Raw genomic sequence first — 13,983 nt, forward strand, 5'->3', positions numbered from 1 at the left:
AGTGTCGACCGGACCGACCATCGTTTCCTCAGCAGAAGGAGAAAAAGTCCATGGCAGCAATTGAAGCCGTTATCGCTCGCGAGATCCTCGATTCCCGCGGCAACCCCACCGTAGAGGTTGAGGTTGTCCTCGACGACTACACGATGGCCCGTGCGGCTGTTCCCTCCGGCGCATCGACCGGTGCCTTCGAGGCTGTTGAGAAGCGTGACGGCGACAAGTCCCGCTACCTCGGCAAGGGCGTAGAAGAAGCCGTTGACGCGGTGGGTGAAATCATCGAGCCGAAGCTGCTCGGTCTCGACATCGCCGACCAGCGCGAAATTGACCAGACCCTGATCGAGCTGGACGGTACCCCGAACAAGGCCAAGCTCGGCGCGAACGCAATCCTGGGTGTGTCCCTGGCTGTTGCGAAGGCTGCGGCGGACCAGGCTGAACTGCCGCTGTACCGCTACGTGGGTGGCCCCAACGCCCACGTTCTGCCGGTTCCGATGATGAACATCCTCAACGGTGGGTCCCACGCGGACTCCAACGTTGACATTCAGGAATTCATGATTGCCCCGATCGGTGCGCCGTCATTCAAGGAGTCGGTGCGCTGGGGCGCTGAGGTTTACCACAGCCTCAAGAAGGTTCTGCATGAGCGTGGCCTGGCCACCGGTCTGGGCGATGAGGGTGGCTTTGCGCCGAACCTCGAGTCCAACCGTGAAGCTCTTGACCTGATCGTCGAGGCCATTGAAAAGGCCGGATTCACCCCGGGCAAGGACATCGCACTGGCTCTGGACGTTGCGGCATCTGAGTTCTACGAGGATGGCTCGTACCTGTTCGAGGGCGAAAAGCGCACCTCTGACCAGATGATCGAGTACTACGGCGAGCTGGTCGATGCGTACCCGCTGGTCTCGATTGAGGATCCGCTGAACGAAGAAGACTGGGACGGCTGGGTAGCCATCGAGTCCAAGCTGGGTGAGAAGGTTCAGATCGTGGGCGACGACCTCTTCGTCACCAACCCTGAGCGTCTGGCGAAGGGCATCGAGCTCGGCGCAGCCAACGCCCTGCTGGTGAAGGTGAACCAGATTGGTTCGCTCACCGAGACTCTAGACGCGGTTGATCTCGCTCACCGCAACGGGTTCCGTTGCATGATGTCTCACCGCTCCGGGGAGACCGAGGACACCACCATCGCTGACCTCGCGGTGGCTGTGAACTGTGGACAGATTAAGTCCGGTGCTCCGGCTCGCGGTGAGCGTGTCAACAAGTACAACCAGCTCATCCGCATTGAGGAGGAGCTGGGTGATGCGGCTCGCTACGCCGGTGCGGCAGCCTTCCCGCGTTTCACGGTAGCCTGATTGCATGACTCCACGACGACCGGGCGCCCCGCAACGTGCGGGTCGCCCGGTCGCTGTTTCTGCCTCGGCGCGTTCGCCTAAGAGCGCCGGGCAAAAGTCAGCAGCCTCAAAGCCCCGGTCAGGTCGGCGCAACGAAGGTTTTCGGACGACCCCGGCAGGCAGGCGACCGGCGGCTTCGACCAGGTCGCGTGCCGGAGCTGATCCGGTGCGTCGACGCGATGATGGTGGTCGTGGCTTGGGTCTTACGAAACGGGCCCTGTTTCTGGTTGTGGTTGTGGTGATCTCACTTGCGACCTTGGTGCCCTCGTTAAACGAATATGTGGCGCAGCGTCAGCAGATCGATGCCATGCGGGTCAAGGTTGAGCAGCAGCAAAAAGAAGTGGCGCAGCTCAACACCGATCTGAAGAGGTGGGATGATCCCGCCTATATCGCAGCCCAGGCGAGGCAGCGTTTGCTGTATGCCAAGCCGGGTGAAACCCAATACCGTCTGACTGATTCCTCGGGCAAGAATGTCCCCCTGACCGAGGAACAAAAAGCAGCCAATGAGGCCTCGAAGGACGAGTGGTATTCGACACTGTGGCAATCGGTGGAGGGTGCCAGCGCGGTCCGGGCTGAGGATGATCCATTAGAGGGGACCCCAACGGGAGGAAACGGGTGAGCGAGCTTCCGCCCCTGCCTTATGAGAGTCCGGCTAGCCAGGCCGATCATGACCGGATGAAAGTTCAGCTAGGACGAGTAATGCGCGGGGTGCATTCGATTGCACGGCGGTGTGCCTGCGGTTGTCCCGCTGTCGTCAGGACGGTTCCGCGGTTGCCCGATGGAACTCCGTTCCCCACCAGTTTGTATCTGACGTTACCGAGTATGGTGCAGGCCATTTCGCGGCTTGAAGCGGGTGGGGTGATGTCGGAACTGACAGAGCGCTTGGCCCACGATGAGGATTTAGCTGCCGGATATAGACGCGCCCATGATCGGTATCTCGCGCGCCGCGGAGAGCTGGGGGAGGCTAGAGAAATCGAGGGGATCAGCGCGGGCGGTATGCCCGCTCGGGTGAAGTGCCTGCACGCGGTGGTCGGTCAGTCGCTCGCTGAAGGTGAAGGGGTCAATCCCGTCGGTGATCTGGTGCTCAGGCAACTTGCTGACGACGGCGACGCAGACATTGACCGGTGTACCTGCGATGATGCCCAGCCCCGGAGCACTGTGATGACGGTTCAGCGATGACGACGGTGGAGCCGAATATGGTTAAAAGTGAGGGTAAGCACGCGGTAGGGGCACCGGTAGCCGCTATTGATTGCGGCACGAACTCGATTCGTCTGCTTATTGCGACGGCTCGCAATACAGAGGGTTCAGACGCTGCACCCGCAGACCGCGGAACATCCCCGCGTGGTCTACAGGACCTTGCGCGACGCATGGAGATTGTGCGTCTCGGTCACGGAGTAGATCGCACGGGTCGACTCGATGAACAGGCTATTGCCCGGACTCTGGATGCCACCCGTCGATATGCCGACCTGTGCACTGAACACGGGGTGCGCAAGATTCGATTTGTCGCGACCTCCGCAACCCGAGATGCAGATAACCGGGACGATTTTGTGAGCGGGGTGCGCAATATCCTCGGCGTTGAACCCGAGGTGATCTCCGGCGCCACGGAAGCAGCTTTGTCATTTCGCGGTGCTTTAAGCGGTCTGGGTTCGCAGGTTTCGGCGCCGTACCTGGTGGTCGATATCGGTGGTGGTTCCACGGAGTTTGTTCTTGGAACCGATGAGCCGACGCATCGCATCAGTGTCGATATGGGCTGCGTACGGATGGCTGAGCGATACCTTCGCACAGACCCACCGACTCCTGAGGAAATTCAGGCAGCGGCTGCAGATATTGAAGCGGTGATCGACCAGGCGGCCGAGGCGGTGCCATTCGAGCAGACGCGGACGCTGGTAGGGCTGGCCGGCTCGGTGACAACTGTCACCGCGCATGCGCTGGGGCTTACACGGTACGAGCCTGCGCACATTGATGGGGCGGTTCTACAGATCCCGGATGCGCTTGCGGCGTGTCGCGATTTGCTGACGTCGACGCGCGAATATCGGGCGGGTCTTGGGTTCATGCATCCGGGCCGAGTCGACGTGATTGGAGCAGGTGCGCTGGTCTGGGCCAAGATTTTGGAACGCCTCAGCGCCCAGGCGGGGCTTTCGACCGTGCGCACGAGTGAGCATGACATCCTCGACGGCATTGCGCTTAGCCTGTTCGACCGCGAAAACTGAGGGTAAGGTCGCGAACAATACGTGAGGGATCCGGTGTCGGCGCAAGGGGTCGACCGTGGGTTAAGACAAGTTGTTCCGAAACCGGGGACGGTCATAGGCTTTACTCATGTCCAATTTCACCGGCACGAAGCCGCATGTCCTCATCCTTGGTGGGGGCGCCGTCGGGATGACGGCAGCCCAGTCTCTTCGTAAGGACTTTGGCTCCCAGGTCGCTATCACCGTGGTCGACCCACGCCCTTACATGACGTACCAGCCGTTCCTGCCTGAGGTAGGGGCTGGAGCAATCGACCCGCGCAACGTTCTCGCGTCTCACCGCACGGTTTTGCGCGGATGCAAGCTCATAACCGGCGCGGTTCGCGAAATTAAGCACGCGCACAAAACCGTGGTCGTCGAAACTGAGGGCGGGGACCTCGACGTCGTCTACGACTACCTCGTGGTGGGGCTCGGCTCGGTGCCGCGTACGCTGCCTATTCCCGGTTTGGCGGAGAACGCTATCGGCTTCAAATGGGTTGAAGAGGCTGTGGCGGTTCGGGACAAGATTTTGTCCAACCTGGCCGAGGCTGCGTCCACGAAAGATTCTGAGCTGCGCAAGCGGCTGCTGACCTTCACGTTCGTCGGTGGCGGGTTCGCTGGGGGTGAGGCTATCGCTGAGGCGGAGGACATGGTCCGCGGAGCGTTGAAGCTGTACCCGGACCTGCATGCATCCGACGTTCGTTTCGTGCTGATTGAAGCGATGGGCCGGATCCTGCCTGAAGTCGGTGAGGATCTTGGAAAGTACGCGCTGCGTCAGCTGCGCGAGCGCGGTATCGAGGTCAAGTTGGAGACTTTCTTGAACTCGTGTGTGGATGGCAAGGTGCAGACCAGCGATGGGGACGAGTTTGAATCGGATCTGATCGTGTGGACTGCGGGAATTAAGCCCAACCCGATTCTCGCGCAGTCGGATCTGCCCTTGAATCAGACCGGTCGGTTGGACTGTCTGCCTGACCTTCGGGTGAAGGGTGATAGCGGTCCGCTGGAGGGTGTGTTTGCCGGTGGTGACTGCACGACTGTTCCGGACCTCGCCTCGGGTGAGGGCAAGGTCTGCCCGCCTAATGCTCAGCACGCCGTGCGTCAGGCAAAGGTGATCGCAGACAATATTGCGCGCGCTGTTCAGGGTCGGCCGTTGGTGGATTACTTCCACCGGAATCTCGGTGTGATGGCCACGCTGGGGCGGTACAAGGGCGTGGGCACCTTGATGCTTGGCAAACGTAAGGTTGAGCTGAAGGGTCTGCCGATTTGGCTGATGGCGCGTGCCTACCACGTCTATGCGATGCCGACTCTGTCCAGGAAGGTCGGTGTGGTGGCTGGCTGGATTACCCAGCTGTTCTCCAACCGCGATGTGGTCGCTATTCCGCAGCAAGAACGTCCTCGCGCGGCGTTCGAGCAGGCGTCGGCGTCCTCGCCGAAGAAAGGTTGATTGGCCTGGCAGATACGCCAGTAGGTCTGGTTAGCACGCCACGTAAGGATGATGGGTGGATCCTTGGGGCTGTGTGCGCGCTAGGCTGTGAACGTTAACTGCGATGCCCCGGTTTCTTAGAGACCGGGGCATCGCTGTTTTTGCGTCGGTCCTGATGGGACACGGTGGAGTTAGCGCTGAACATGGATTCGCTCCTGCGCCGATGTTTTCCGGGGCTTTGAGTTTTTCTGGGGTTTCGAGGCCAAAGGAAACCAGGGTGAGGGCTTGTGGGGTGCCGGGTTGAAGTCGCGGCGGCGTCGCTTTCAGAGTATTCTTGAATGAAAGATTCTGACTGTTTCAACGTTAACCCAGTCATGAACGACCCTTAGTTCGGGTGGCTGATGGCGGTGGAGACGTGGGATCTGTTCTGCCGTGGATGCGATATTGAGCGCAGCTGCGCCATACGACGTTTAGGAGGTTCCACATGGAGATCATCATTCGCCCAGACGAGCAGGCTGTTGCCGCGTCGGTTGCGGATATTTTCGACGCCGCAATTCGGGCAGCGGATGGTAAAGGGCTGACTCTCGGGCTTGCGACCGGGTCCTCACCGGTCAAGACCTACGCAGAGCTGATCCGGCGCCACCGTGAGGAGGGGTTGAGCTTTGCCGGGGTGCGGGCATTTTTGCTCGACGAGTACATCGGTCTGCCGCGCACCCATGAACAGTCTTATTACCGCTTCATCCGCGACAACTTCACCAGCCACGTCGATCTTGAGGACTCGCTCGTGCAGTCGCCTCACGGCGAAGCGGAGGATCCGATCACCGAAGCTGCACGATATGACCAGTCCATTGTCGATGCAGGGGGGTCGATCTTCAGATCCTCGGCATTGGAACCGATGGACACATCGGGTTCAACGAGCCGGGTTCATCTTTGGCCTCTCGCACCCGGATTAAGACCCTCACAGAGCAGACGGTCAGGGACAACGCACGGTTCTTTGACTCTCCTGCCGAAGTCCCAATCCATGTTCTTACCCAGGGGCTTGGAACCATTATGGATGCTCGGAACATCGTGCTCGCAGCGACCGGTGAACACAAGGCGGAAGCGGTGGCCGCCATGGTGGAAGGTCCGCTCAGCGCGCGCTGCCCAGGTTCGATTTTGCAGATGCACCGGTTTGCCACCGTGGTGATCGACGAGGCTGCCGCCAGCAAGCTGGAAGCGGTGGACTACTACCGCTTTATCCAGGCGAATAAAGGCTCCTTTTAGGGGTGACAGGTTCCTTGTAGAGGTGACTGTGCGATGCGCTGAATCGTCATCGAGCAGAGCGTCAGAATAGGTTCAGAAAAGGCAACGCAGCGGTGCCCCGGCTCAATCGGCCGGGGCACCGCTGTGATGCGCCGGTACGTCGTCTACGAGGGGAGGCGGACCGGATCTGGGTGGGAGTGGTTGTCCGTCTCGTACAGGGCATTCACGACGTAGTCGATGCATTGGATGAGCGCACGGATATCTTCGGGAGGTGTCGCGGGGAAGGTGGCAACCCGCAGCTGATTCCGGCCAAGTTTTCGGTAGGGCTCAATGTCGACGATGCCGTGGGCACGCAGGGTTTTTGCCACGAGTGTGGCGTCGATCTTGTCGTTCAGGTCGATCGTGACTACGACGTGCGAGCGCGCAGATGGCTCGTTGACAAACGGGGTGGCGTAGGTGCTTGCTTCTGCCCAGTCGTACAACAAGCCGGACGTGGTTGCGGTGCGGGAGGCAGCCCAGGACAACCCTCCGTTGGATAAAAGCCAGTCAATTTGTTCGGCTAGAAGAACGAGCGTGGCTAGGGCCGGAGTGTTGAGCGTCTGATTTTTGCGGGAGTTTTCCAGCGCGGTGGTCAGCGATAGGAACTCAGGAATCCAGCGTGCGCTGCCGTGCCCCGGGCGCTCGGCCGCGATTCGCTCAGCTCGCTCGATGGCTGCGGGGGAGAGGACGGCGATCCATAAACCGCCGTCGGATGCGAAGCACTTTTGAGGGGCGAAGTAGTAGGCGTCGGTCTGGTTGAGATCCACCTGGAGTCCCCCGGCAGCTGATGTGGCATCGATCAAAACCAGCTGATCAGAACGTGCTTTTTCGACGCGCTGTACCACAGACATGACGCCGGTTGAGGTTTCGTTGTGCGGCCAGGCATAGACATCGGCATCTGCTTCGTAGGGCATGGAGGTCAGGTGCCCGGGTTTTGCACGGTGGCAGATGGGGCCCGCTAGAAAGGGGGCCTCAGCGGTGACGCGGGCGAACTTTGAGGAGAACTCGCCAAAACACAGATGCGCTGATCGCTGGGAGATGAGTGAGCACGCGGCGATATCCCAAAAGGCAGTGGATCCACCGTTGCCAAGGGCGATCTCATACCCGTTCGGTAGCGACAACAGCTCAGCCAGACCGGCCCGAACGCGCCCCACTAGGCTGCGGACCGGGTTTTGGCGGTGGGATGTGCCGAGAACAGACGGCGTGGTGAGCAGAGCCTGAAGATGTGCTGAGGGGACTCGGGATGGACCTGAGCCGAACCGTCCGTCGAGGGGGAGCAAGGACGTCGGGATCGTGGGCAGCGTGTGATCTGCTAGATCGAATGACGGGGTCATGGTCTTATCTCTCCTGCCATGGTTGCGGGGCTGCAAGCGGCGATTGTGCCCGGTTTTGATTGTGGCTCACCGGGTCGGATGCGGTATGGCCGGTCCATAACCTGGCTGCTGCCGGTGTGACGCGAAGCCCAGAAGCTGACAAGATCAGGGGCATGATGCGTGCGGACATGGATAAACGGCCTTTCGATGTTGCCCGGATGTTTGACCAGGTGGCATCCCGATACGACCTCTTGAACGACGTTTTAGCTGTCGGGCAAGTCAGGAGATGGCGTCGGAGCATGGTGCAAGCATTGGCTTTGCCTGCTGGCGCCCGGGTGTTGGATCTGGCGGCTGGGACGGGAACCTCAACGGCTGCTCTGCGTGCTGCTGGGTTTGACGCGGTGGCTGCAGATTTTTCTCCCGGAATGATTAAAGAGGGGCGGCGTCGCAACCCCGGCATCGAATTTGTTCAGGCCGACGCCACGGCTCTCCCGTTCGAGGATGCGAGTTTTGATGCGGTCACCATCAGTTTTGGCTTGCGCAATGTGGTGCGTCCGCGCGCGGCCCTCGCGGAGATGGCCCGGGTAGTCCGCCCCGGAGGTCCAGTGCTGATCTGTGAATTCTCAACTCCGACCTGGCGACCGTGGCGCACTGTCTATTTCGAGTACCTGGTTCGGGCCATGCCTAAGGTGGCCCGCTTGGTTTCGTCGAATCCGGCTGCTTACGACTACTTGGCAGAGTCGATCATGTCGTGGCCAAATCAAGCCGAACTGCGGGAGTGGATGCTTGAGGCTGGGTTGCAGCGGTGCCAATACCGGAACTTGAGCGGCGGCATTGTTGCCCTTCACCGGGGCTATGTAGGGGTTATGTAGCGAGGTCTTTTGAGAAGGAGGCTCTCTCAGCGGGTTCCAATGCCTGGCGCCAGCGAGGATGCTCTCGGAATTTCCGCAGGTCAAAGGAGGTTTCGGAGCGTTAACAGTCCCACTGGAGAGCCCCTGTGGCCCAGAACACGCTTGAAAAACCTGCTTTCGGCTTGACGGGGCCCAGGGATCCCCGTAGATTTATTCCTCGTGCCCGGCCAAACGGTGAGGGAGCGACGAGAGGAATCTCGGCGTGACCTGCTGAAAGGCGTAACGGACGCATAGGATTCCTCGAAGAGCGAGATGCGGATCACACCGGATCGAGTTGACAAGAGAGATTCGACAGCGTAAGTTATAAGGGTTGCCTCGGACGGAAGAACGGGAAACCGAACGGAAGTTTGAGTGCGCGTGTTGTTTGAGATCTCAATAGTGTGCTTGTTTGTTGATGCCGAATATTTTTGTTGGTAGTCAACATCATTTTTTAATGGACAGCTAGATGCTAGTTGTTTGTTGTCTGCCGGGATTGTTTTCATTTTTTGATGGAGAGTTTGATCCTGGCTCAGGACGAACGCTGGCGGCGTGCTTAACACATGCAAGTCGAACGATGAAGCCTAGCTTGCTGGGTGGATTAGTGGCGAACGGGTGAGTAACACGTGAGTAACCTGCCCCCTACTCTGGGATAACCTCGGGAAATCGGGGCTAATACCGGATATGACTTCATGCCGCATGGTGTGGGGTGGAAAGTTTTTCGGTGGGGGATGGACTCGCGGCCTATCAGTTTGTTGGTGAGGTAATGGCTCACCAAGGCGATGACGGGTAGCCGGCCTGAGAGGGCGACCGGCCACACTGGGACTGAGACACGGCCCAGACTCCTACGGGAGGCAGCAGTGGGGAATATTGCACAATGGGCGCAAGCCTGATGCAGCGACGCCGCGTGAGGGATGACGGCCTTCGGGTTGTAAACCTCTTTCAGTAGGGAAGAAGCGAAAGTGACGGTACCTGCAGAAGAAGCGCCGGCTAACTACGTGCCAGCAGCCGCGGTAATACGTAGGGCGCAAGCGTTGTCCGGAATTATTGGGCGTAAAGAGCTTGTAGGTGGCTTGTCGCGTCTGCCGTGAAAATCCAGGGCTTAACTCTGGACGTGCGGTGGGTACGGGCAGGCTAGAGTGTGGTAGGGGAGACTGGAATTCCTGGTGTAGCGGTGAAATGCGCAGATATCAGGAGGAACACCGATGGCGAAGGCAGGTCTCTGGGCCATTACTGACGCTGAGAAGCGAAAGCATGGGGAGCGAACAGGATTAGATACCCTGGTAGTCCATGCCGTAAACGTTGGGCACTAGGTGTGGGGACCATTCCACGGTTTCCGCGCCGTAGCTAACGCATTAAGTGCCCCGCCTGGGGAGTACGGTCGCAAGGCTAAAACTCAAAGGAATTGACGGGGGCCCGCACAAGCGGCGGAGCATGCGGATTAATTCGATGCAACGCGAAGAACCTTACCAAGGCTTGACATACACCGGATGACTGCAGAGATGTGGTGTTCTTTGGACTGGTGTACAGGTGGTGCATGGTTGTCGTCAGCTCGTGTCGTGAGATGTTGGGTTAAGTCCCGCAACGAGCGCAACCCTCGTTCCATGTTGCCAGCACTTCGGGTGGGGACTCATGGGAGACTGCCGGGGTCAACTCGGAGGAAGGTGGGGACGACGTCAAATCATCATGCCCCTTATGTCTTGGGCTTCACGCATGCTACAATGGCCGGTACAAAGGGTTGCGATACTGTGAGGTGGAGCGAATCCCAAAAAGCCGGTCTCAGTTCGGATTGGGGTCTGCAACTCGACCCCATGAAGTCGGAGTCGCTAGTAATCGCAGATCAGCAATGCTGCGGTGAATACGTTCCCGGGCCTTGTACACACCGCCCGTCAAGTCACGAAAGTCGGTAACACCCGAAGCCAGTGGCCCATCCCGTGTGGGGGGAGCTGTCGAAGGTGGGATCGGTGATTGGGACTAAGTCGTAACAAGGTAGCCGTACCGGAAGGTGCGGCTGGATCACCTCCTTTCTAAGGAGCGTCACCGTTTGGTGGCCTCGTTCCTGTCCGTCTGTGGCAGGCGGGGTTGCTCATGGGTGGAACATCAATGAATGGGCGCTTGCTGGGTGTTTTCTGGTGCTGAGTACTGCTGTGTGAATGGTGGGGAAAGGTGGTGGGGAGCGTCTGGTTCAGGTGGAAGCACACTATTGGGTTTTGAGGGAGCACGTGCCGCCCCGGTGTGGGTGGTGGGTTTCTTCTGGTAGTGCCCCCTTGCTGCTGGGCCCCGGTGTGGGTGTGGTGGTGGGTGTGGGAGTGTTGTTTGAGAACTACATAGTGGACGCGAGCATCTTTGTAAAGCAATGTTTTGCCAGTCATACAATTTTTTAGTGTTGCCATAAGTTTTCAAGGGCACACGGTGGATGCCTGGGCATGAGGAGCCGACGAAGGACGTAGGAGTCTGCGATAAGCCTCGGGGAGGTGACAACCGACCTGTGATCCGAGGATGTCCGAATGGGGAAACCCACCAGGCGTGATGGCCTGGTACCTGCCATTGAATATATAGATGGTGTGGAGGGAACGCGGGGAAGTGAAACATCTCAGTACCCGTAGGAAGAGAAAACAATAGTGATTCCGTTAGTAGTGGCGAGCGAACGCGGAAGAGGCTAAACCATGTGCGTGTGATACCCGGCAGGGGTTGCGTGTGTGGGGTTGTGGGACGTGTCGGATGGTTCTGCCGGATCGTCGACGTGTGTGCTTGTGGTAGTCGAAGTCGTGGTGAGTGCGATGGCGTAGAGGGTGGGACCCCCGTAGACGAAACTGCAAGTGGGCGTGATGCTGTTCCCAAGTAGGACCGGACTCGTGAAATCCGGTGTGAATCTGCCAGGACCACCTGGTAAGCCTAAATACTACCTCATGACCGATAGCGGACTAGTACCGTGAGGGAAAGGTGAAAAGTACCCCGGGAGGGGAGTGAAATAGTACCTGAAACCGTGTGCTTACAATCCGTCGGAGCCTTGTGGGGTGACGGCGTGCCTTTTGAAGAATGAGCCTGCGAGTTAGTGGTCGGTGGCGAGGTTAACCCGTGTGGGGTAGCCGTAGCGAAAGCGAGTCTTAAATGGGCGTTGGAGTCGCCGGCTCTAGACCCGAAGCGAAGTGATCTATCCATGGGCAGGGTGAAGCGCGGGTAAGACCGCGTGGAGGCCCGAACCCACTTCAGTTGAAAATGGAGGGGATGACCTGTGGATAGGGGTGAAAGGCCAATCAAACTTCGTGATAGCTGGTTCTCCCCGAAATGCATTTAGGTGCAGCGTTACGTGTTTCGTTCCGGAGGTAGAGCACTGGATAGGCGATGGGCCCCACCAGGTTACTGACCTTAGCCAAACTCCGAATGCCGGGACGTGAGAGCGTAGCAGTGAGACGGTGGGGGATAAGCTTCATCGTCGAGAGGGAAACAGCCCAGAACATCAGCTAAGGCCCCTAAGCGTGTGCTAAGTGGGAAAGGATGTGGAGTTGCTGAGACAACCAGGAGGTTGGCTTAGAAGCAGCCACCCTTGAAAGAGTGCGTAATAGCTCACTGGTCAAGTGATTCTGCGCCGACAATGTAGCGGGGCTCAAGCACACCGCCGAAGCTGTGTCATTCCACCGTTGTGGTGGGGTGGGTAGGGGAGCGTCGTACGGGCTGTGAAGCTGCGGGGTAACCCAGTGGTGGAGACCGTACGAGTGAGAATGCAGGCATGAGTAGCGAAAGACGGGTGAGAAACCCGTCCGCCGATTGATCAAGGGTTCCAGGGCCAGGTTAATCCGCCCTGGGTAAGTCGGGACCTAAGGCGAGGCCGACAGGCGTAGTCGATGGACAACGGGTTGATATTCCCGTACCGGTCTCATAAGGACCCATACCGAGGCGCTTGATGCTAACCATCCGAGCCCTCACTGTGCCTTTCGGGGTGTGGTGGTGGGTGAGCGTGGGAACCGATGGTGTAGTAGGTCAGCGTGTGGAGTGACGCAGAGAGGTAGCTTCCGCGGGGCGATGGTTGTCCCCGTTCAAGCGTGTAGCCCGCGCACCGGTAATGCGGTGCCGTATGGGGTCAGGCGTGATGAGGAGCCCGTAGGGGTGAAGGAGGGTGATCCTGGACTGCCGAGAAAAGCTCCGGCGTGACGAGTGGGACCGCCCGTACCCGAAACCGACTCAGGTGATCAGGTAGAGAATACCGAGGCGTTCGAGAGAATCGTGGTTAAGGAACTCGGCAAAATGCCCCCGTAACTTCGGGAGAAGGGGGGCCCGATCAGTGAGAGCTGTGAGGGCCGCAGAGACCAGGGAGAAGCGACTGTTTACTAAAAACACAGGTCCGTGCGAAGTCGTAAGACGCTGTATACGGACTGACGCCTGCCCGGTGCTGGAAGGTTAAGAGGACCGGTTAGATGCCTTTGGGTGTCGAAGCTGAGAATTTAAGCCCCAGTAAACGGCGGTGGTAACTATAACCATCCTAAGGTAGCGAAATTCCTTGTCGGGTAAGTTCCGACCTGCACGAATGGCGTAACGACTTCTCCACTGTCTCAACCGCGAACTCGGCGAAATTGCATTACGAGTAAAGATGCTCGTTACGCGCAGCAGGACGGAAAGACCCCGGGACCTTTACTATAGTTTGGTATTGGTGTTCGGTACGGCTTGTGTAGGATAGGTGGGAGACTGAGAAGCATGGACGCTAGTTTGTGTGGAGTCGTTGTTGAAATACCACTCTGGTCGTTCTGGATTCCTAACCTCGGTCCGTGATCCGGATCAGGGACAGTGCCTGATGGGTAGTTTAACTGGGGCGGTTGCCTCCTAAAGAGTAACGGAGGCGCTCAAAGGTTCCCTCAGCCTGGTTGGCAATCAGGTGTTGAGTGTAAGTGCACAAGGGAGCTTGACTGTGAGACGGACGTGTCGAGCAGGTACGAAAGTAGGAACTAGTGATCCTGCACCTCATTGTGGAATGGGTGTAGCTCAACGGATAAAAGGTACCCCGGGGATAACAGGCTGATCTTGCCCAAGAGCTCATATCGACGGCATGGTTTGGCACCTCGATGTCGGCTCGTCGCATCCTGGGGCTGGAGTAGGTCCCAAGGGTTAGGCTGTTCGCCTATTAAAGCGGTACGCGAGCTGGGTTTAGAACGTCGTGAGACAGTTCGGTCCCTATCCGCTGCGCGCGTTGGATATTTGAGAAGGCCTGTCCCTAGTACGAGAGGACCGGGATGGACTAACCTCTGGTGTGCCAGTTGTTCTGCCAAGGGCATGGCTGGTTGGCTACGTTGGGAAGGGATAACCGCTGAAAGCATCTAAGCGGGAAGCCTGCTTCGAGATGAGATATCCTTGCACTTTGTGTGGGAGGCTCCCAGTAGATGACTGGGTTGATAGGCCAGGTGTGGACGCATCGTGAGGTGTGGAGCTGACTGGTACTAATGGGCCGATGGCTTATGAGCTTTTCTTGGTGTTGTGTGGTTGTTGTGTGTT

Annotated in this window: 7 protein-coding genes, 2 rRNA genes and 1 pseudogene; 9 read left to right on the forward strand and 1 reads right to left on the reverse strand. The window is 58.6% G+C overall.

Annotation, left to right across the window (positions count from 1 at the left end; genetic code table 11):
* Positions 1-50: 50 nt before the first annotated feature.
* The 6 genes and pseudogenes from eno to nagB all read left to right on the forward strand — a co-directional run bounded on the left by eno (position 51) and on the right by nagB (position 6,281).
* Positions 51-1,334, forward strand: a complete 1,284-nt coding sequence (gene eno / locus BN1724_RS00775; RefSeq protein WP_058233845.1) for a phosphopyruvate hydratase — start codon at positions 51-53, stop codon at positions 1,332-1,334.
* 4 nt (positions 1,335-1,338) lie between these two features.
* Positions 1,339-1,992, forward strand: a complete 654-nt coding sequence (locus BN1724_RS12430; protein WP_084252631.1) for an FtsB family cell division protein — start codon at positions 1,339-1,341, stop codon at positions 1,990-1,992.
* A 56-nt stretch (positions 1,993-2,048) separates the two neighbouring features.
* Complete coding sequence (locus BN1724_RS00785) at positions 2,049-2,552, forward strand: DUF501 domain-containing protein (protein WP_084253062.1); 504 nt, start codon at positions 2,049-2,051, stop codon at positions 2,550-2,552.
* Positions 2,553-2,569: 17 nt separating this feature from the next.
* Positions 2,570-3,583 (forward strand): Ppx/GppA phosphatase family protein, encoded by a 1,014-nt coding sequence (locus BN1724_RS00790; protein ID WP_058235640.1) that lies wholly within the window; start codon positions 2,570-2,572, stop codon positions 3,581-3,583.
* A gap of 106 nt (positions 3,584-3,689) precedes the next feature.
* Complete coding sequence (locus BN1724_RS00795) at positions 3,690-5,039, forward strand: NAD(P)/FAD-dependent oxidoreductase (protein ID WP_058233847.1); 1,350 nt, start codon at positions 3,690-3,692, stop codon at positions 5,037-5,039.
* 463 nt (positions 5,040-5,502) lie between these two features.
* Positions 5,503-6,281: pseudogene (gene nagB, locus BN1724_RS00800) on the forward strand (glucosamine-6-phosphate deaminase).
* 143 nt (positions 6,282-6,424) lie between these two features.
* Here the strand turns inward: nagB and serC are convergent.
* Positions 6,425-7,633, reverse strand: coding sequence for a phosphoserine transaminase (serC, locus tag BN1724_RS00805; protein ID WP_058233848.1), 1,209 nt, complete (start codon positions 7,631-7,633; stop codon positions 6,425-6,427).
* 152 nt (positions 7,634-7,785) lie between these two features.
* Here serC and BN1724_RS00810 point away from each other — a divergent pair, with 152 nt between their 5' ends.
* From BN1724_RS00810 to BN1724_RS00820, 3 genes are all read left to right on the forward strand, one after another.
* The gene (locus tag BN1724_RS00810; protein ID WP_058233849.1) at positions 7,786-8,484 is read left to right on the forward strand and encodes a demethylmenaquinone methyltransferase; all 699 of its coding nucleotides are present in this window, start codon (positions 7,786-7,788) and stop codon (positions 8,482-8,484) included.
* A 524-nt stretch (positions 8,485-9,008) separates the two neighbouring features.
* Positions 9,009-10,526 (forward strand): 16S ribosomal RNA (locus BN1724_RS00815).
* Between the two features lie 362 nt (positions 10,527-10,888).
* Positions 10,889-13,952 (forward strand): 23S ribosomal RNA (locus BN1724_RS00820).
* Together the 16S and 23S rRNA genes form the textbook arrangement of a ribosomal RNA operon.
* The last annotated feature ends 31 nt before the right edge of the window (positions 13,953-13,983 follow it).

Origin of the sequence: Devriesea agamarum (assembly GCF_900070355.1) — a bacterium.
Lineage (GTDB): Bacteria > Actinomycetota > Actinomycetes > Actinomycetales > Dermabacteraceae > Devriesea > Devriesea agamarum.